Consider the following 19112-nt stretch of genomic DNA (forward strand, 5'->3'; position numbering starts at 1 on the left):
TCCTTAATACAGTTCTGATGCCAAGGCATACTGGTTTTGCTTGTAAAGGAAAAAGCGAGTCGTGTAGGCAGGCTTGATGATTTGTTCATCACCCAATTGCGCCACATGCGCAAAAACATGGATAGGCACTTCGGGGTTAGGCAGTTGCTTAAATTCTTCTCCCGAATCATCAAGACGCATCTGTTGGTAAACAGGCTTTTGTATTGGTTGTTGCAGGCTCTGCTGATACAATTGGCTGACTGTTAAGCCCTGCTCAGGAATGGCGTTTTGCGACATCCTGGCAGTGGAACAAGCGCTTAATGCCAGACTAGCGCAAAGCATTATCAAAGTTTTTTTGTTGATGGTAACCATAATCTAATACCCTCCCTTGGTGTTCTTTATCAATGGCTATGGTTTGGCTGAAATGTAAACTGAGTTGATTAGGGACAAACCCTGTATGGCCGCGGATACTTGCAGGAACAAAGACCATATCGAAGCTGCCCTGGATTCTTTTCTCAAGCCAGTCAGTAATCTTTTGGCTGCCTTCGTTGATTGCGCCACCAGCAGCAAAGTGTGCTAAGTCGCCTGTAGGTGTGGCAATGGCAGAACCTCCGTCTGCCTGATAACTCATTTGCCATTTAGATAGGGCATTTCCTGCACCTTGAATACCGCCAGCTGCCATGAAGGCTGTTAATACTCTAGGGGCATTGGTGATGTATTGTCCTTTGATACAAGGATTACCGAATTGCGTGGTCAGGTAACCAATGCTGTCGTTATTCACCAGCTCTGCGGAGCTTTTCATTTGTTCTTGGCCGACATTCACAAAATGCCCATCCTCAAAGACAAATAAGGCTGAGGTGACATAGGCACGAACACAGCTGATGTTATCGAGAAAGGAACCAACGCCAATCGAATAACCGCTGATTTTCATACCAGTGATTTCTTCGGGTAGTTGCATCCCATTGGCTGTCATTAAATCCCCTCGACTGACAATTGCTGTGAAGGGAAATAAAGGCTGCATGAGTTTGCCTTCAACAGGAACTTCGCCGATTAAAGCTGATAAGAGCGTGATTTTGCTGAAATCGCTGCCAGCTGGAATAGTATAGAATGGCGTTTTTGTTGGACCTTCTTCCTTGATAGGGGATTCATGTTCATTGAAGATTTTGCTTTCAGTTGGGGCTTTATCTAGCAAGGTATCTAAATCTTTGATTTGACCTGTTAAGGGCACTGGTTTTCCTTCCATTGGATAAGATTGTGATTGATGTTCAGTCAGTGCAGTCAGTTGTTCTTTAAGCGCTTGTAACTCATCTTGCAGTGTATGGCTGGCTTCTTGTTTGGGTTGTTTTAATTGTTTTTGCAGCGATTTATTCTCTTTGTGCATTTGATCTAATTTCTTTTCTGTTTCTAATAATCGCGCGGAAACATCACGAATATTGTCATTGAATTGGCTTGCTATAGCTTCGCCAAAATTATTAGGATTGGGCGTGTTGTTGTTAACCGGTGCGCTATGACGGCTATTAATAAGAATCATAATGACCGCAAAAACCACCGAGCCTGCCAGAATTTTAATGCCATTGTTTTTATTCATCGGCTGTACCTCGCTTGTTGAGTTAAAGCTGCTGCAAAAGGCTGATCAGAGACTAAAAAGACAGTGGTGCTTTGATGCTGGTTGCGTGCTGGCAATTCATTTTTGGGATAGAAGCTCGCGGTTTGCCAATGCCCCATCAGTTTGGTGAATGGCAGCTTTATAGGTTGATTCAGCAAATTTTTTAAATCGACTGCGGTGACGTAAAGATTGCCGCCACGCCATGAAGCCAGAGGATGAGCTTCAATGCTTGCACCATAAAACAAAGGGATGGTTTTATTGGTTTGCATAGGTGAGCGGTAAATTCCCTCTGGAATTTCTCTGACCCGTTCAGGCGAATACAAGGCTTGAATGGCAAAACGGGTTAATTGAATAGCGTTGTATTCATATTGACTGGCTCCTGCATTAAGGTTGATTTTGGGATCATCTATCAGAATCTCAATCGGCGTGGTGTTGATTGCTTTCTCATTGGCATTAAGATTAAGAATAACCACTTCGCCTTCAGGCAATAACTGGACAATCAAGCGAGAATCTTTGAATGATTCTTTGGCTTTAAGATACAAGCTACCTTTGACTTTCAGAATATCGAGGCTGGCACTGAGTTGTTGATCAATCACCTTAATGGCTTGGGGAAACTGGACTAACCGCTCTTTATTGATCGGTAATTCAATTGTTAAAGGAACTTTTTCCCAAACCAGGTGTTCACTTTGCAGGGCATGGCTTAGGTGCATCACAGCAAAGCACAGAGCGAATAAGCTAATTTTAATGAGTTTCATGGTGTTCCTCCGTGTCGACCAGTAAATCTTGTAAACGTTCTTCAGGACGGGTATAGCCATCCAGAGCTAATTGAAAAGGGTTGTGAAGACGCGACAGGTTGAGCTTGACCACACGAAGGTGATAAGCCACTACTTTGTCAGCAATGACCATGGCAGAGTTGTCTTTGAGCCTTTGCGTAATGCGTAGTATCAGCTTGACTTCCCAGGTATCGGGACCAATTTTTTTAATGTCTTGCGGTTCCATAAAGCGATAGAGACTTGCTACTTGAGTGCGGTCAAAGAGTTGAGCGTTTTTATAAGCTGCCAGGGTTTCACGAAGTAACTGCTCATGCCGTGATGTGAAGTAATAATGAAAGGCTTTAATGTTTAGGTTGAATTCTTCTTTGCCTTTATTAGACCAGCTGTAGAGTGTCGGCATTAAGGAAGTCACATATCCTTGCACGTATTCATTCGGTATTTCGCTTGCCTTCATTAAACCGCCATTAGCAGCCATATTAGGACTAAGCCAGAATTCATAGCGTTTGGGCATGATCATCAGGTTAATAATTAATGCTAAGATGATGATTGATAACACACCGATAAAAGCCAGTAATAAACGATTGTGATGTTGTAGGCTGTCGATTTTTTTCCAGTAGTTAAACATGCGGCTCTCCAACAGATTTATTCTTTTGCCAAGTTCCCTGGTAATGAATCCAAGGTGAATGTTTGAGCCTTAATCGCACCATCCACTGAATCGTTTTCTTCATCACATAACCATAGGGCTTACCTGCTTTGATGCGGGAAACTCCTTTAGGCCACACAGTAATAGACAGAATGAATCCAATCACAAAACCGATGCAGCCAGAGGCCAGCGGAAACTCAACCATTGCTCCTAAGAGAACGAAGAACAGGGTAGTTGCTGGGGTTGTGGTGATAACAATCCAAAATAATTCACGAAGACTTAAACCTTTCCAGGCTGGGAAGTCGTGTGACAGATGGCGCGAAGAAGGCTGACTCATATTTCACCTCCTATATTTTGAACTTGGTAATCATGGTGTAACCCACATAACCAGAAGCAATGCTAATGGCTAAATAGGTGATGCCCATTACGGCAAAAGTACCGAAGGCCACCATGGATCCTTCGTTCTTTTTAGACTCTTCAATACCGTGTTGTACCGTGGTAATGAATTTAATAAAGGTCACAACAGCGGTAATGAAGAGCAATAAACCCAGACCTTGTTTGACGTAATTCCCTGTCACGGTCATCATGCTTTTAGAGCCGTCCCCGATGTTGTCCGCGTCGGAAATTTTAGGGAACCAGTTATCTGCCAATAGCACAGGGGCATATAAGATATTTACTACTCCAAGGCAGATTGAGCGAAGCATTGTTTTCATGTTGTCTCCTTAACAAATAAAACTAAAATGAAGATCATCAGACCAATCACTAATCTGATGAGCCGAGAACCCAGACGCAGTAAGTATCCATGTTGTTGTTTTTCCTCTGCGTCCATCATGTGGTTGACAGACCACATCACCGCTAATATCACCAGGGCTATGGCAATAAAGCGGATACTGCCGGAAAAGACTTGTGCCGATATGTTATTGCTTGCTTGTTTAAAGGTGGTGGCAAACATTCTGGCTATTTCGTCTTTACTCATTAGGGTTTCCTCACAAAGTCCATTTCCAAGGCCTTGATCTTGCGTGGTGCAATGATTGGTTGATTGATGTAATCAATCAGGCCATTGCGAATATTCAGTAAATCTTCTCTTAAACCTGCATGATATTGGCCTTGGACATCTTCAAATCCTTCAATTTGTAATTGGATACGGGTATTGGGGGTTATCTGTGTTTGTGCTTCATCAAGCAGGGGCATGATGGCGTTAATCTGGTTAATGATGCGCACCAGCGTTTCATTTAAATCAGGGTTATTCGCCCAGCTGTGTAGGCTTATCATCATAAAGGTCAAACAAAGCAATCGTTTCATGGTTTCTCCCTATAAATACTTTTTAAAGCGACTGGCCGTCATGGCCACCATTAATCCCATCAATAAACTGATAGGAACAAAGACATAAGCAGGGGTGATGCTGACAGGCAGGGCAAGCCAGAGCATGAGTAAAATCACAAGTCCCTTTTTTAAATAGTGGTTAAGTCTGTGGAATAAATAAGAGGATTCACGGCCTAAGCAAGCGGTGCGTATTGCTCTTTGGTTAAGACCATCAACTAGACCTGCAACCATAGTCAGGGCAAATAAAGGCATGGCAGCGAATAAAATAATAAGTTTGATTAATAGACATTGACTGCTTAATAAAACCAGCTGGAAAAACTGTTGTGATTTTTCGAGTAAGTCTGCTGCAAATTCATTAATCGCTAATTTGTTTAAATAGGGAATAGTCAGCGTCCAGCTAGGTTTGGCATCTAAGGGTAGGGCTGCCAATAGTGAACCTTGATAAACAGGGGTGATGGCTTCTCGTTGAGTATTTACAAGGACATTGACCTTATCAAAGGCAAATGGATAGCCATGAAGCATCCATTGACTTACAGCCCAGATAAGCAACGCTAACCAACCCAAGAAAAGAACTAAAGTCAGCTGCATAGTCATTTGTCTGGAATATTGTTTTACTGCCATACAGCCCCCTCAGCAATGATTAAGGGGTAATGTTGTTCACGGATGTAATTCAGCAATGGATCAACATTGACGGGTAATAGTGGCAATTTAAACTTTTCTTGCAGAGCTACAATGGTTTCAAAGTCATTCACATTGGTGATGAACCCAGTGGCTTGCATGGATTTTAATTGCTCTTGATGTTGTTCTAACCATTTGATGGATTCTCTATCCGCGCCTATGACAAATAGAGCCATGTTTAACAGATTGGTATCCAATTTTTTGCGGCTTACTTTGCCAACAGTGGCTTTGCTCTTTGCTGGTACGCCAATAGGGCTAGACAGATTAAGTCTTAATGACGCATCACTTTGTGACAGCGTTAAAGGAATCACATTCATGCTATGAACATTTAAAGCGACCAACAGCAAGAGCAAAATCCTAATCATTAAAATCTCCCTAAATCGACGACTTGCGAAGTTTTGCCTTTTGCCAGTAAGAGCAAGGGTGTTTGTTTCTTGTCGAGTTTTAAGCCCTCATACTGTTGGCTACCTGGGTTCAAGGTGATTTGTTGACTGGTCACCAAATGGATAGGGATTTGATGTCTGTTAGCCCAAAGTTGGATAGCGCTATTGTCCATATCCAGAAAGAGAAGATTGAGCTTGGTGTTTGGTGTACGGCTAATAGCATCGACCAGTTGCAGTACAATGGTGGTTACAGCGTCATCGGCTCTTATAAAGAAATAGAGCGTTTCACTTTCTTTTAATTGAATGGGTTGATGTGCATAGGGAGAGTAAGGAGATGGATCAAAATCACCGACTACAGGCACATCTTTAAACAGTTGGTTATAGGCTTTGTAAAAGGCATTATTCCAGGCTATGTTTTGCGCGACCTTTTGGGCTTCTTGAAGGGCAGCAAGTTCGGCGAAATGAGCTCGTTCAGCGTCATTCTTGGCATTTAGTCCAAGAATATCAACGGGTGTCATACGTAGGTCTTTGTAGTAAATACCACTTCTGCTTTGTATTAATTGCAGATAGCGTTTTTCTTCTGCCTCACTTAATCCCCATGCTTTGGCTTCCTGTTTTTGTAAGTCGTTAAGTTGAAAATCTTTGTCTTCAATAACTTCATCATGAAATTCGGCCAGACCTGCTTTCGTCAACGCATTATCAGCACTGAGCATAGGTGGTGTGGCAATACCTGGGATATACAAACCGGCAATTGCCTGTTGACCCAGGAGTAACCCGATTGCCAGTGTGGACAGCTTAAGCATGGCTCACCTCTTGTTGACTTAGATGAACCCGCAGATGCGCATTGTCAGCATTTTCAAATTCTATGGTTTGCTTCGCAAAGTCGATCTCAAAGACAGTCCATCCTGCCAAGGAATCGCCTTTTTCCAACGCTTGGGTTTTGTAGTGGTAGGAAACAGAGGCAACAGAAACTTCTTGGATACTGTCTATGCTTAATACTTTAAACGGTAGTTGATTTGCAGGAAGCATTTTGACAGGTTGCTTTTTCTCATCCAGATGGCGTAATAAATCAGTAATGCCTTCAAGCTGTTTCTTAATTGCGATTTGTTCAGTTGTAAACATTTCACCTAATTGGTGTTCATCTTTATTTTGTATTTGTTGAATGAACGCTCCCAATTGTTTTATGTTTTTGGTAATAGGCGATAAATCCGGTTGTTCAACAGGTTGATTGAGTTGTTTTTGTATAGTGGTTAATCGCTCATCCAGCGTATTAAATTTATTGTTCTCAATAGAGGGTTGGCTTTTTAAACAAATGAATACGACCAACAATCCGTTTAACAAAAGAAGACTAAGCCATTTGGCATCAAAATACTTTTTCATCCTGCTCTCCTTGCTATCAGACTAAAATTGATTTCTCTTAACAGGTCATCCTGCTTGAGATTGAATAGATGCTGACCGACCAATACCGTCAATCCATCGGTAATCGTTAAAGGTCCTAAATTTCTACTAACCTGTGGTAGTGGTTGTTGAAATACTTGTTGTAGGCTTTCGCTTTGTTTTTCTTTTGGAGCAAGGTGATACCCTGAATAACGAAGCCAGTAATTCACTGCTTCTCCTATAGTTTGTATGGATGCAGGAAAATGAATCTGTTGAACAGTTTTCAATGGATTTATCTGAGCTGCCAAAGGTTGATTGTTGAGCGTGGCATAGCGACCGACTTGGGTTATATTAGCTGCCTGAGCATTTAGGCTACATAAAACAAAACTACAAAGCAGAAATTTTCTAAGCATGATTGCCTCCTGATTCTGTGGATTTATCCCTTAATTTTTGAGCCAGGGCATGTTGTTCCATTGCTTTTTGGATAAAGACCTCTTTACGTTCAACATCAATATGTTTGGGAGCATCTATACCTAATTTGATTAGTCCTTCCTTTTCAGAGATAAGAAGTACTTTGATTCTGCCTTTATCAATGTAAATTGCTTCGCCCATACGACGGATTAGAATTAGCATGATGTTTTCTCCTTAGCTTCTTTGAAGAGGTAGTCTTTCATTTGGTCGATATGAAGTTGGACGATTTTGGGATCGGTAGGGATATGCGGTTCAGTTTTTTGTTTTAACACTTCTTGACGGGCTTGGATGCCTTTTTGGATGTTGGTGCAGTACTCATAAAAAATCGGCAGACAAGGAGGAACAGCCAGCTTTTTCTTTATTTGTTCTAAAGCAAGTTTCAACACTTGATTGTCAAATTCTTTCAAGCCTTCTGACCATTCACGTTTTGAGACCTCGAGAAAATTAGTGTTGCTGTAAGTTGAGACCCACAGATAGCCATAAATTGCTGCAAGGCGCATAAACAGTGTATCCATTCTCTTATCGTACTCTGGAGTTGTCGAATGAGAGGACATTGCTTCCTGACTCTGGGGGTTCATCAAAGTCGAAATCGAAGTTTGCATCTTTGCAGGATTCAGTAAGGATATCTGTTGCTGATTTTTTTCGAGAACGCGCTTGATTGGCTTCATTTTGCTGCTCCTCTTGGGTTTTTAAGGTAAGTAATTCATCGTTCCAACATTTGCGTGAAAGCCAGGTGGCTGGGTATTTCCAGTTTGGCAGCCACTCGCCGAAAAACTCCATTTCCTCACGGTTATTAATTTGGGCTTGCAAGCCTGTTAGTATTTGTTCAATCAACTGTTCATCTGGTTGCAGATAACCAAACTCACGCCAGGCTTTAGTTCGGTCTTGTTTTAAAGGATAAAGAGACCAAAATTTTTCAAATTGCTGCTGTAAAAAAATAAAACGATCTTTGGAGTTATGAGGTGTGTCGGGTTTTGTGTTTTGCGCTGTGTTGGGTTTTTGATATTTTTTGTCGTAACTTGATGATTTAATATTATTTTTATCGTTCGGGTTTGTGCTGGGTTGAAGTGTCGGGTTTGTGTCGGGTTTATTTTGAACAGACAAATCCGAATTGGCTAATAAGCATTTTAAAATGAGTTGTTTACCAATAGATTTGATCTCCACTAACCCAGCGCGCTCAAGCGCATAGATGATACGGCGTAATTGCGGACGACTAGGGCTACCTGAATGTTCAAAACCTTGGTGGGGTTCAACATAGAGGGCTTCAGCAAGCTGTTGATAGCTGATTTTACGCTTAACACCTACCAGAAAGGTATTACGGTCCATATACGGACGAATCCCCAGCAAATAGGCTGATTGCTGGATATAAGGTAACCCCATCAGAGCTGATAATTCATCGGTATTAACAAACAAAAATCCCATTTTTCTATTTCATCCCTTCAAAAGCACCATCAAAAAACAGCGCTTGCACTATCAAATGATTTCAATTAGTATCAATCAATAACACGAAGTGTGTTGTTGATAACCCATTGTAAATAAGCACTTTTTAGTGTCAATGGGGTATTTCCGTTTGATAGCAAATGAACCTAAATGAACATGAAAAAAATTATTGGCAGTAGGATTGCACAGGCAAGAAGGGCGAATGGATTGACGATTAAGGTTTTGGCTGATAGGACAGGATTTGGGGCTGCCAGGATTGGGAATTGGGAGCAGGGAACCAGGAGTCCTGGGCCGGAAGAGGCTAAGAGCTTGTCTAAGGAATTGCAGGTTGCGGCTTCTTGGTTGCTTTGTTTGACAGATGACCCATTAGGTGAACGAGTTGAAAAGAGCATAATTGCCAACACAAAATACGAGTAAATGTTTTCACAAGAGCTTATTTTGAAAGATCAAGAACAAATATTTTAGTTTTATCAGAAATATCTTTATAACATTCATTGAGTTTATTTTTCATTTCTTGTAGAGATTGAGGACGTTTTCTTTTCCAAGCTTTTGGGAGTTTAGATGTGGTTTTATTTCCAAACCATAATACTAAATAAACACCAAATCCGTTGGCATGATAATCTGTTGAATAATTTTGTAGTTGATCTATTGCGGCAGACCATAGATCAGTATGCCATTGACCTTTTATTTCTATTGGCACATCTAATAAATTATAAGTACTAAGAAGATCACATCGTTTATCATCAGATCTAGCGCCCTCTACGTGCGCGCGTGCATTATATTTTTCAAGATGCGGTGTTAGTGCTGATGCTATTAGATCACGACAATAATTTTCTTTATGTGGGTTTTCGTTATCCCAATAAAATTTAAAATCACTTGTTTCACTACCTTTGAGTCTTAACTGTAATATTTCTAATTGGTCAATTAGTAAGGCTTGTAAATCCTTGTGTCCGGTGGGTTCTTTGCTCAGTAAGATATTTTGTACATCTTGTAATGAAAAATATTTTTTATAGCTTTCTGATTTATGCTTTTTATTCTCAGTTAACGCATGTTTAAGTTCATCGCAATATTGACATAAATCGTTTTTGTTAATGAGATCAGAAATTAAATCTTGTGCTTCTTGCGTTGTAATTAAAGAAAGTTCAGTTATACATCCTTTAATAAGTCTGGATGCATCCCACGGATGTTGATTTCCTTCCCAACTGCCAGTGGGGTATGGCACCGGTGGCCATATTGAACCAAATTTCAAAATAAAAAAATATAATTGCTGTGCATTCATCTTTGGCCAATAAGTTGAAATTTTCTTATCAACGAAGATAAACTCACTTAATACCCAAATACTTATTTTATCTTCTGAAGTATATTGATTGAGTATTTCAAAATGAGATTCAAAGTCCAGAAGAAAACAAGTGCTTATCCAAATATCCCGTTGAGGGCATTTATCAAATTCTTGCTTACTAATTTGTTCTCGAATTAACTTAATAACATCATTAGGTGAGTAACAAATAGCTATGGTAAGGACTGTTTTCAAGCTATCATAAGCTAATTTTTGGTAATTATTAAGCCATTTTAAAGCTACTTTTCCTGCTATATCCTGGAATAAACTGTCAGTTTGAATTCGATATAATCCAGGAACATATCTTTCTTCAGAATATAAATAAGGTTCTATCGTTTCATAAATAAAATTTTCTTTTGACAATGAGTCTTTGAAAAGAATAAATTCAAGCTCTTTTTGTACAGAAGAGGATATATCATTGCTTTTGAAGCTAGCTCCCCAATGACAAGCAGCTAGAGCTGAATGAGCAATATTTAATGGAATTTCGTCTAACTTTTCATTGCGAGATAAAATAATATCGCAGTATGCTAAAAGAATAGCCTCAAAGGGGGAAATCAAGTTTTGATTAATACGTAGTTGTATTATCTCATGGACGGTTGGTATGTTATTTTCTTCAATAGCTGAACAGATTCCATTTATTGCTAGTGGTAAGAGCTCTATACCTAAAAGTTCAACTACACGTTTTTTCGGTTCATTTCCCTGAATATCACTAAACCAACCTAAATAAGCTTTCGCTATTTGATTTAAGCCATTTATATGTTTTCCTGAAACTAACTGATCTCTAATTTCATGATATTGTTGGTGTCTTTCTATTACTTTTTTCTTTTGTCTACTACGATGAGCTGCTTGCTTTTTTTCATATTGTTCAATTTCTTTTTTTCCATTAGCTCTTTGCAGTTCTATATCATGTATATGTTTTTTTAAATTTATATTTAGAATGGCTTGATCCTGAGCATGTTTCAAAGCAGCACCAGTAAAAGGCTGATAGGCAAATATCCAACGAACTAGTTCTTTCCATTTTAATTCGTTATCCGACGTATGCAGTCCCATAATATTATCGAGATGAAATATTATGTCTTCCTCTATTACCCATAACCATGTATGACTTAAACAGAATATTAGCCAGAGTTTATCTGGCTTTGAGCTTTTAATTGCAACTGATTGAAGAGATCTACGATAATCAGTATTTTCAGACAAATATTTAGTAATTTCATCATACTCATTATGATGCCGAGAAGCATTTGTTTCAATTATGCTTAACCAAGTCCATAATTCTTGAGGTACAGGTTTAGAAATTCGTTTCATTCTCTCTTGAGTAAACTGTAATACTAATCTCTTTATTTTGTTTTGAATTTTTTCATTTTTTTCTGATGATGCTGAGCCTAATTCCTTCAGAAAAGATCGGATACATCCTTCAATTTGTTCAATAGACAATTGTTCGAATAATTTATAACCTAAAGCTATCAAAGATATTTGTTTATCTTCAGCTGATTTTTTTAATATTTCTAAGAAAATTTCTGAAATTTTGTCTGAATTATACAGTTTGGTAGCAACTCTAAATATATCTAAAATGAGATATAGAGAATTAATTTCGTCATGGTGATGTAATTTATCAGATATTATTATCCAATTGGGTTCTATCGTACATTTTTTTAAAGCTGTTACAACAGCTTCTCTTTCTACAAGAGTTACAGTTTGTTCTAATAAAATAGATATGAGCTCATCTTTTATACTATCAATAAAATTAGGAGATGCGGTATGTTCAATGGATTGAATAATTAAATAAGATAATTGAAACGGCGTATCTTTAGTATGTAAAATACTTAAAACATCGTCTCGCAACTCAGGTCTTAACAGACCGTCTCCCACGCTGATATGCCAATCTTCGGCTCGGAAATAGGGATCGTCCTTTGCAATTTTTTGTAAAGACTTCAGAAGAAATTTTAACTGTTCTGTAGTTAAAATTGTGGGATCACTATATTTTAAGAATCCGTAAGGATCTCGGTTAATAAAACTATTCCTTTCTGGCTGACAAAAAACTGCAAGCCAAGCATGGAGTCCTCTAAGAGCAGAAGGAACTATATATCTATCACCATAAAGCAACGCTTCTAGACGTCGTATAGATAATTTATTATTTAACTTATTGCCGAGCCATTTTGCAGCTAAAAATTCTGCTACTGTTCTATGGCATGGCACTAAAATATTATTAGAATCTGAACGGAATAACATTGTTGATAAGATATGTTGCATTAATTCATTAGAACTATTCTCATCGAAAAATTCTTCAATTTTAGGTGCAGATAAATCTTTATTATTAATAGATACGCCTATTTTTCCTGAAAGCAAAAGTTGAGCACAAATACAACCAGCTGTTTCAATTAGCTTATGGATATTTGGAGGTGTTTTAATAGATGCATGAATTTCACTATGTTCCTCAAGAAGAGTCAAACAAGCATTTTCATACAAATCTAATTTAGAGCTCGGCCATCCACCATTTTGTTGATGTGCTTTTAAAAATAATGACAAATTATTAGGATTTCTTAGTAAATCTACAACACCTCGTTTTTGAGCTTCTATAAAAAAGTCGTTACCATCTATTTCTTTACCTTCGTTGTTAATGAACTCTATAATTTCTCGGTCATTTAAGGATAATAAATGCCCAAGAATTGGTTTTTTATTCCATCTGTTTTGAATGATTTTACTATTTACCGCATCCTTCCAGTCAGCAGTGCGACATGCCAATATAAAGTTTGGGCTATGATGATGCGAGATTTTTGATAAAATATTATCGGATATAAGCTCTTTTTTATATACTGTTACCTCATCAATTCCATCAATGATAATTTTAGAGGGCTTAGAAACTGCTTCGATTGCTGGAGATAACATTATGGATACTGCATCATAACAGATAGAATTTGTTCTTTCTTTGAATTCTCTTAATAGAGTAGACTTCCCACTGCCAGGCTCACCTAGTAGGATTAAAGGACCATCCATAGCAAAAAAATCCGCATCAGAGCAAATTTTTTTCTTGTCTGAATCATCAATAATTTCTATTCGTCTTGGAATATAGTTCATTCAGTGCTCTCTGTCTTGGCTTTGTAGGCTCTTAATTTTGGGTATATTTTATCTATAACATGCTCATATCACCACCCAAGCGATGATTGAATAATATAATAGGTTTTGTCAGCTTTAACCAATGAATGTACCAATATAAAAAATAATGGGGGGAGTGTGCAAATTTAGCATATGTAATCGTTAAACTATTTTATGCAGGTAACTGAGAGTATTTTTGTCTATTATTAGAATGCTTCACATACATAGTAATAAAAGCACTAGCCACCAAAGTAAATACTAATATAGAAGGCGATGATGCAATACCTGTTTTTTTAACCAGTATTAAAGAAACTAACGGAGCAAGTCCAGCTGATAAACTTGCAGCAGTTGAATATAAAATTGATAAAACAGTGCATCGTAACTTAATCGGAAACATTTCAGCTAACATCACCGGTACTGTTGCATAATAAGCTCCAGCAGGAATTGCAATTAATGCTTGTCCTAATAAGAGCTCATAAATATCATGGTGCGATAAAACATAAAAAAATGGCTGGGAAAGAATCAATAAACCAACACTAGCAAAGATCACAATTTTTTCTCGATTGATTTTATCAGATAGTTTTCCAACTAAAGGAAATACAGCTAATAAAACAATTAATGAAAGTATATTTGATAGGATAATTTCATGATCCTGAAAATGACTATATAAATGGGCTTGCATAGGACCATAAATGTAAATCTGGAAAGTCGTTGTTACTCCTAGGCAACTTAAAACAAATACATAAAGAGATTGAATTTTATTGTCCTTGATGTAGTTGACTGATTCTGAAAGTAGACTCTTAAATTTAGGTTTTGGCCTGTCTGCATAGTACATGATGTACTCCATACTCTCAGGAATACACAACCGGATATACAAGCCAATGGAAGAACCTAGTAGTGCAAGGACAAAAGGTACACGCCAGACTAGCCAATCGTGTTCAGGATAGTGATTGGTAAAATAAGTAACTAATAATGCTACCAATGATGCTACGAGCATTCCTGACATGGCACCAAACGAAGCCCAGCTGCCCGAGTAGCCTTTTTTGGAGGCTTCTGCATTTTCAACCAGATAAGCTGAAGAATTTAGATATTCTGCACCACAGGAGAAGCTCTGAATAACTCTTAACACTAATAAGGTTATAACAGAAAAAGTACCTATGGTGCTGTGTGGGGGGATAAACCCGATAAGGGTTGTTGACACGCCCATCGTTAAGATGGACGCTGCAAGGATAATTTTTCTGCCATAGATATCGGATAATAAGCCCATTATCATAGCCCCAATAGGTCTGGCTAGATATCCAGCAAAGAAAGTAAGAAATACTAGAAATAAACCCTTTGAAGCATCACCAATTAGGTATTTGGCAATGTAGACTGAGAGTAGGCCGCAAATGGCCATATCAAAAGATTCTATTAAATTGCCTAGTGTGCCTGCCAGTATGATTCGGGTTTGATGCTTCATAGGATTATCCTTTACTTTGCATTGCCGATAGAGTGGTTAGTGAGTCCTGATCTTCTACTCGGTCTAAAAATAAAAATCCATTCAGGTGATCAATTTCATGCTGAAGAATACGGGCTTCCAAGCCGGAAGCTTTTTTGGTAATTCTATTTCCATCTATGTCAAAGCCTGAATATTCAATTTCCATGGCTCTTGGAACCTCTCCCATTAATTCACCGCAATTAAGGCATCCCTCGTAGCCAGTTTGAATTTCTTGGGACAGGATTTTTAATGCAGGATTAATTAATGCAGTATCGGGGATCGGGTATTCTGGTTTTCTCCGTTTGGTATAATTAGTACCAAATACAATAACTCGTTTGCTGATGCCAATTTGGGGAGCAGCTACCCCTACGGCACCTTTGTCAGCCATAATGCCGAACATAGTCTTAATCAGCTCTTTTAACCAACTGCTACCAAATTCTGATTCTTTAATTGGCTCAGCGGTTTGTCTTAAAATAGGATCGTTTTTATCCAGGAGTGTGTTCATAGTTCACCTGATTGTTGATGATTAATGTGAGTTTGGGCTTAGTCTTCATGCAGGACTGTTTGTCTGGTAAAGTTAAATACTCTTGAATTTGCCTTAACGCAAACTTGCCCATGGCTAACAGTTTTTCGCAATGAATGGAGCTTTTGTTTTGGATATAGGGATTTATTCGTTTTAATCCAAATGAAAAGATTGCTCTATGAGAATCATATTCAGTGGGGATGGAAATACCTGTGATGAGTCCAGGTTCTATCTGTTTGTATTTTGTAATTGCTTCTATACAGCCTATATGAGGAAGTTCGCTCCATAATTTCGGTTGATCCTGGCTGATGAACTCTGGTTGATAGCAACCATCAAATAGCCAGAGACTTTTCTCAATTAAATTTTGCTCTATAGCTGGGTTGGAGGACATGAAAAAGATCTGTCCTGCTTGATTGATGAGGGCAATGGAAGCATAGTCTGTTTCTACTTGCCCGAGTACGTCAGAGAACACTTTTCGCATGGTGATATAATGTTCAAAGAGAAAATCTTTTGCTTTAGGGTGAAGCCTTACTTCAACAGCTGTTACATCCATATCTACAAACTTCTTAAACGGCATGACTGTGCTTTTTTCTTTGTTCTTCGTAGGAAGAAATGGAACCAATGGCCAAGTCAATGATTTTTAGTAAATTATTTTCCGATGTGTCAATTGCACGTACTTCTTTGATTAATCCTAACACAAAATCGGCGTAATCGTCATTACTTCCATGAGAAACAGGGTATAAATGATGGCTTTGCTTCAAGATGTAATGAAGTAGTGTTTCATCGACTTCATTTTTCTTAGGAGCTGCATGTCCTTCCTCACCAAATAATAGCCAGCCTGGGTTTACATGAAGATGATGAGCTAATTGTTTAACTTTCTCATAATCAGGTAGAGCATCACCTCTTATATAGCGACGGCAGATTTGTTCTGATGCACCTGTAAATTCTGCTAGGGCTTTAATACAGATCCCATTAGGTGAACGAGATGCAGTATGTCCTTTATCTTTGAGGGTATGGATCAAGCGATTTGCAAACGATTGATAGGGTCCCTTACTCATAAAATTATCCTTTTAATCGAACGTCGTAAAAAAATTATCATATAAAACGGTATCATTCAATATCATATCGTATCTTAATTTAAATTTCTTAAAAATACATATTGATAATTATTTTAATATCGTTTTAATATTAGTTTCGATAAATGATACTTAATGTTCATTTTGCGCGATTTGGACTTTATTACACATGTTTTACAGGAGTATATCGCATGTTTTACGATCAAAAGATCACCATCTATAAGGGTATTATTCAGTATCTACTGGATTCAACCAATTATTCTCTACAACGAATCGCTAATTTATCAAACTCCCCAATTGCTCATTTGCAGTTAATCTACCAGCACAATCGTTTACCTAAAGAAAGTAAGGTTGAATTGAATTTGCTGAAGCTGTTTATCACAGTCATTGATATGGAACACAAGGGTGAATGGAAGGCTCGTTTACAACTTAAATAACAGAGGGATTTGGAGAATCAATGATGCAACCAGTTAATGATCTATTTACACAACAGATTCTGTTTATCAATGACGTAGAAGTCATTATCGGAAAGGACCGATTGACTTTACGCCGTTGGTGGAGTGAAGGGAAATTTCCCAAGCCAGTAAAATTACATGGCAGAACTTTAGCCTGGCATAAAGACGTGATTGATAACTGGATTAATCAATATGTCAGATAAATCCATTTTCATTGCCTGAAGTGGTCAATGACTGCTTTAGACAATGATTAATTTCTAAAGGTTTATAAGTAATACTTATCATCCCCTTTTTCTAAAATGACTTTAAAACCGCAAGTGTGAGAGATGTTGAGGAAGTTACTAAGCTTTACATCTTCTTGCTCACCGGAGCGAATTTTTTGAATTACAGTTGGAGAAAGCCCTGCTTTTTCGGCCAGTTTTCTCACGGTCATTTTGCCATTCTTCATGAGTGCTTTGATGATTTCAGATAATAGAAACTCATCATATTCTTTTTCAAATTGTTCACGAAAAAGAGGGTCCTGCATTTCTCGTTCAAAAGTAGATAAATGTTTCTTAGTCATAATAATCACCTGTTTTTACTCTACTGGTATATTGATCCATAACCTTTAAGGCTTTTTCCTTTTCGGTTAAAGGTAACTTATCCTGCTTCTTCCTAAAGGCATTAGTTAAAATTATTTTTCTGTCTTCAAAAAAGAAACATAAAAATCTATCTGGCTTAGGTTTGAAGGCATAAATTTTGTCTCCTTCATGTCTAAACTTGGTTTTATCGTGAATGATACCGGCATCGCCCATTCTCTTTAATAGCTTCAACAACTGAATGCGTTCGTCTTTATTCAAAGAATAATAATATTCTTGAGATTGGCTATGCTTCTTTTCGTCAAAGTACCATTCAATCGTAAACTTTTCGCCTTGATAGGCAATATATTCAATATCTCTATTCATTATAATTGTACCACTATAGTTGCACAAATTCAAATTTGTTTATTGTTAGTTCTTCTATCAGGCTACTCCATTTATCTAAAGCCTCTTTGCGCTGGTACAGCATTTCGTCTTTGTTATAAGTCGCCATGATCTTAGGCATTTTATGTCCAAGACATTTTTCTATAACTACTGGGTCGATTCGCAATGTTTCTCCAAGCTGAGTGGCAAAAGTGCGTCTGAGATCATGGGCAGTCCATTGTGGGATACCTACTCGTTTTTGTATGCGTTGAATAGCTTTAGATATCGATTTATCGCCTAGTGGGGAATCATCATCGACCCCAGCTAAAACAAAATTAGATAAGCTGATTTCTTTTATTTCCAACAGAAGTTTTTTAGTAAGCTCGCTCAGATGAATCTTCATGCTAAGTCCGATTTTATTATTCTCGGGAGGAATAATCCAAAGAGATTTCTCGAAATTAAATTCAGACCATTTTGCTAGTCTTAGTTCACCAGTCCTTGCACCAGTTAATAATATGATTTTAATGGCGTTTTTAATCTGAATTGACATCGAGTGATTATCACTATCCAAAAATAGCCATATTTTTTTTATTTCATCAAGATCGAGATTGCGATCACGAGGTTTTTCTACTCCACCTATGTCTCTTGCTCGAATATTTATGGCTGGATTAATTGTAATTTCTCCTCGACTTACCGCGTAATTAAATACTTGTTTCAAGGTACTAAGCACTTTATTGGCGTGAACAGGGGAGCCTCTTTGAACTATATTATCCAAGGCCTTTGCTATGTCTCGAGGCTGTATTTTTTCAATTTCTAATGTTCCTAATAGAGGGATAATGTCAGCATCAATTTGTTGTTTAATCTGTTGAGGTTGCTTACGGTGTTTAACAATATAATTGTTGTACCAATCAGAAATTAACGTTTTCACATTATTATTTTTTTGGAGCAATTTTTTTTGGATAATGTCTTCTGGGTCTTGGTCAGACTGCCTTATCTCCCATAAATCATTAAAGGCTTTTCTAGCTTCAGCAACACCCATTACTGGGAAATTACCAATAGTGAGCCATTTCTCTTTACCGCCAAATTTATAACGGTAGAACCAGGTTTTCGTACCTTTAGGAGAAACCCTTAAACAAAAGCCATTACCCTCAGTAATATGGTAACGATTTTTTTCGGCACTTAAATTTGCAATTTTGTTATGAGTAAACTTTTCCATAATTATGCTCTTATTAGGATATCAGAAATTGGCTACACTTCTGGCTACACTTTTTTGTTTGCTTGTATGAAATCAATTTATATCATTTGAAATATTGAAATGCAAATAATCCTTTATTTAAAAGGATGTTATGGTTATAATTGAATTTGTTTGAAATTAAATGAAATTGGTTGTCACTAGCATGGGGTGCTAGTGGTCGTAGGTTCAAATCCTACCGTCCCGACCATCAATTTCTATTGGGTCTTTCCCAATTACGGGGGCACTCAATCAACAGCATAGTACTCTAACTCTGGTTCTATAATTTTCAAAGTTTTTAAAGCCA

At 37.9% G+C, this 19112-nt stretch carries 27 protein-coding genes; 3 read left to right on the forward strand and 24 right to left on the reverse strand.

Annotation, left to right across the window (positions count from 1 at the left end; all coding sequences use genetic code 11):
- Positions 1–3: 3 nt before the first annotated feature.
- From Lrub_RS09250 to Lrub_RS09325, 16 genes are read right to left on the reverse strand one after another with little or no spacing between them, the layout of a single operon-like run.
- Positions 4–351 (reverse strand): hypothetical protein, encoded by a 348-nt coding sequence (locus tag Lrub_RS09250; RefSeq protein WP_010652864.1) that lies wholly within the window; start codon positions 349–351, stop codon positions 4–6.
- The gene (locus tag Lrub_RS09255; RefSeq protein WP_014842593.1) at positions 308–1567 is read right to left on the reverse strand and encodes a TIGR03752 family integrating conjugative element protein; all 1260 of its coding nucleotides are present in this window, start codon (positions 1565–1567) and stop codon (positions 308–310) included. Before Lrub_RS09255 ends, Lrub_RS09250 begins: the two co-directional genes overlap by 44 nt.
- Positions 1564–2340, reverse strand: coding sequence for a TIGR03749 family integrating conjugative element protein (locus tag Lrub_RS09260; protein WP_014842592.1), 777 nt, complete (start codon positions 2338–2340; stop codon positions 1564–1566). Before Lrub_RS09260 ends, Lrub_RS09255 begins: the two co-directional genes overlap by 4 nt.
- On the reverse strand, positions 2327–2983 hold the full coding sequence (locus Lrub_RS09265) for a DUF2895 family protein (protein ID WP_014842591.1): 657 nt from the start codon (positions 2981–2983) through the stop codon (positions 2327–2329). Before Lrub_RS09265 ends, Lrub_RS09260 begins: the two co-directional genes overlap by 14 nt.
- The gene (locus Lrub_RS09270) at positions 2976–3338 is read right to left on the reverse strand and encodes a TIGR03750 family conjugal transfer protein (RefSeq protein WP_010652868.1); all 363 of its coding nucleotides are present in this window, start codon (positions 3336–3338) and stop codon (positions 2976–2978) included. Before Lrub_RS09270 ends, Lrub_RS09265 begins: the two co-directional genes overlap by 8 nt.
- Before the next feature lie 10 nt (positions 3339–3348).
- Positions 3349–3714: a hypothetical protein gene (locus tag Lrub_RS09275; protein ID WP_010652869.1), complete on the reverse strand. Its 366-nt coding sequence runs from the start codon at positions 3712–3714 to the stop codon at positions 3349–3351.
- Entirely contained in the window at positions 3711–3977 is a 267-nt protein-coding gene (locus Lrub_RS09280; protein WP_010652870.1) for a hypothetical protein, read from the reverse strand. Before Lrub_RS09280 ends, Lrub_RS09275 begins: the two co-directional genes overlap by 4 nt.
- Entirely contained in the window at positions 3977–4303 is a 327-nt protein-coding gene (locus Lrub_RS09285; RefSeq protein WP_014842590.1) for an RAQPRD family integrative conjugative element protein, read from the reverse strand. Before Lrub_RS09285 ends, Lrub_RS09280 begins: the two co-directional genes overlap by 1 nt.
- 9 nt (positions 4304–4312) lie before the next feature.
- Positions 4313–4945, reverse strand: a complete 633-nt coding sequence (locus Lrub_RS09290; RefSeq protein WP_028389630.1) for a TIGR03747 family integrating conjugative element membrane protein — start codon at positions 4943–4945, stop codon at positions 4313–4315.
- A complete protein-coding gene (locus tag Lrub_RS09295; RefSeq protein ID WP_010652873.1) occupies positions 4936–5367 on the reverse strand; it encodes an integrating conjugative element protein in 432 nt (143 codons plus the stop codon). Before Lrub_RS09295 ends, Lrub_RS09290 begins: the two co-directional genes overlap by 10 nt.
- Complete coding sequence (locus Lrub_RS09300; protein ID WP_010652874.1) at positions 5367–6188, reverse strand: TIGR03759 family integrating conjugative element protein; 822 nt, start codon at positions 6186–6188, stop codon at positions 5367–5369. The genes Lrub_RS09295 and Lrub_RS09300 overlap by 1 nt, the downstream gene beginning before the upstream one ends.
- Complete coding sequence (locus Lrub_RS09305) at positions 6181–6765, reverse strand: hypothetical protein (RefSeq protein ID WP_014842588.1); 585 nt, start codon at positions 6763–6765, stop codon at positions 6181–6183. Before Lrub_RS09305 ends, Lrub_RS09300 begins: the two co-directional genes overlap by 8 nt.
- The gene (gene pilL2, locus Lrub_RS09310; RefSeq protein ID WP_010652876.1) at positions 6762–7175 is read right to left on the reverse strand and encodes a PFGI-1 class ICE element type IV pilus protein PilL2; all 414 of its coding nucleotides are present in this window, start codon (positions 7173–7175) and stop codon (positions 6762–6764) included. Before pilL2 ends, Lrub_RS09305 begins: the two co-directional genes overlap by 4 nt.
- Complete coding sequence (locus Lrub_RS09315) at positions 7168–7395, reverse strand: carbon storage regulator (RefSeq protein ID WP_010652877.1); 228 nt, start codon at positions 7393–7395, stop codon at positions 7168–7170. Before Lrub_RS09315 ends, pilL2 begins: the two co-directional genes overlap by 8 nt.
- Entirely contained in the window at positions 7389–7748 is a 360-nt protein-coding gene (locus Lrub_RS09320) for a hypothetical protein (protein WP_014842587.1), read from the reverse strand. The genes Lrub_RS09315 and Lrub_RS09320 overlap by 7 nt, the downstream gene beginning before the upstream one ends.
- Positions 7749–7752: 4 nt before the next feature.
- Positions 7753–8655, reverse strand: a complete 903-nt coding sequence (locus tag Lrub_RS09325) for a hypothetical protein (protein WP_010652879.1) — start codon at positions 8653–8655, stop codon at positions 7753–7755.
- Between the two features lie 168 nt (positions 8656–8823).
- Here Lrub_RS09325 and Lrub_RS09330 point away from each other — a divergent pair, with 168 nt between their 5' ends.
- Positions 8824–9090, forward strand: coding sequence for a helix-turn-helix domain-containing protein (locus Lrub_RS09330; RefSeq protein WP_010652880.1), 267 nt, complete (start codon positions 8824–8826; stop codon positions 9088–9090).
- A 16-nt stretch (positions 9091–9106) separates the two neighbouring features.
- Here the strand turns inward: Lrub_RS09330 and Lrub_RS09335 are convergent, their stop codons facing one another.
- From Lrub_RS09335 to Lrub_RS09355, 5 genes are all read right to left on the reverse strand, one after another.
- The gene (locus tag Lrub_RS09335; protein ID WP_010652881.1) at positions 9107–13084 is read right to left on the reverse strand and encodes an NACHT domain-containing protein; all 3978 of its coding nucleotides are present in this window, start codon (positions 13082–13084) and stop codon (positions 9107–9109) included.
- Positions 13085–13274: 190 nt separating this feature from the next.
- Positions 13275–14561: an MFS transporter gene (locus Lrub_RS09340; RefSeq protein ID WP_010652882.1), complete on the reverse strand. Its 1287-nt coding sequence runs from the start codon at positions 14559–14561 to the stop codon at positions 13275–13277.
- A gap of 4 nt (positions 14562–14565) precedes the next feature.
- On the reverse strand, positions 14566–15084 hold the full coding sequence (gene def, locus Lrub_RS09345; RefSeq protein ID WP_010652883.1) for a peptide deformylase: 519 nt from the start codon (positions 15082–15084) through the stop codon (positions 14566–14568).
- Positions 15065–15679, reverse strand: a complete 615-nt coding sequence (locus tag Lrub_RS09350) for a hypothetical protein (RefSeq protein WP_028389628.1) — start codon at positions 15677–15679, stop codon at positions 15065–15067. Before Lrub_RS09350 ends, def begins: the two co-directional genes overlap by 20 nt.
- Positions 15669–16160, reverse strand: a complete 492-nt coding sequence (locus Lrub_RS09355; RefSeq protein WP_010652885.1) for a helix-turn-helix domain-containing protein — start codon at positions 16158–16160, stop codon at positions 15669–15671. Before Lrub_RS09355 ends, Lrub_RS09350 begins: the two co-directional genes overlap by 11 nt.
- A 209-nt stretch (positions 16161–16369) precedes the next feature.
- Here Lrub_RS09355 and Lrub_RS09360 point away from each other — a divergent pair, with 209 nt between their 5' ends.
- Positions 16370–16615 (forward strand): hypothetical protein, encoded by a 246-nt coding sequence (locus tag Lrub_RS09360; RefSeq protein WP_010652886.1) that lies wholly within the window; start codon positions 16370–16372, stop codon positions 16613–16615.
- Positions 16616–16638: 23 nt separating this feature from the next.
- Positions 16639–16836, forward strand: a complete 198-nt coding sequence (locus tag Lrub_RS09365; protein ID WP_010652887.1) for a helix-turn-helix transcriptional regulator — start codon at positions 16639–16641, stop codon at positions 16834–16836.
- A gap of 62 nt (positions 16837–16898) precedes the next feature.
- Here Lrub_RS09365 and Lrub_RS09370 read toward each other — a convergent pair whose 3' ends face one another.
- From Lrub_RS09370 to Lrub_RS09380, 3 genes are read right to left on the reverse strand one after another with little or no spacing between them, the layout of a single operon-like run.
- The gene (locus Lrub_RS09370) at positions 16899–17195 is read right to left on the reverse strand and encodes an AsnC family protein (protein WP_010652888.1); all 297 of its coding nucleotides are present in this window, start codon (positions 17193–17195) and stop codon (positions 16899–16901) included.
- Complete coding sequence (locus Lrub_RS09375) at positions 17188–17577, reverse strand: type II toxin-antitoxin system RelE/ParE family toxin (protein WP_010652889.1); 390 nt, start codon at positions 17575–17577, stop codon at positions 17188–17190. Before Lrub_RS09375 ends, Lrub_RS09370 begins: the two co-directional genes overlap by 8 nt.
- Before the next feature lie 13 nt (positions 17578–17590).
- Positions 17591–18790 (reverse strand): tyrosine-type recombinase/integrase, encoded by a 1200-nt coding sequence (locus tag Lrub_RS09380; RefSeq protein WP_010652890.1) that lies wholly within the window; start codon positions 18788–18790, stop codon positions 17591–17593.
- Between the last annotated feature and the right edge of the window lie 322 nt (positions 18791–19112).

Source organism: Legionella rubrilucens (assembly GCF_001468125.1).
In the GTDB taxonomy this organism is placed as follows: Bacteria; Pseudomonadota; Gammaproteobacteria; order Legionellales; family Legionellaceae; genus Legionella_C; species Legionella_C rubrilucens.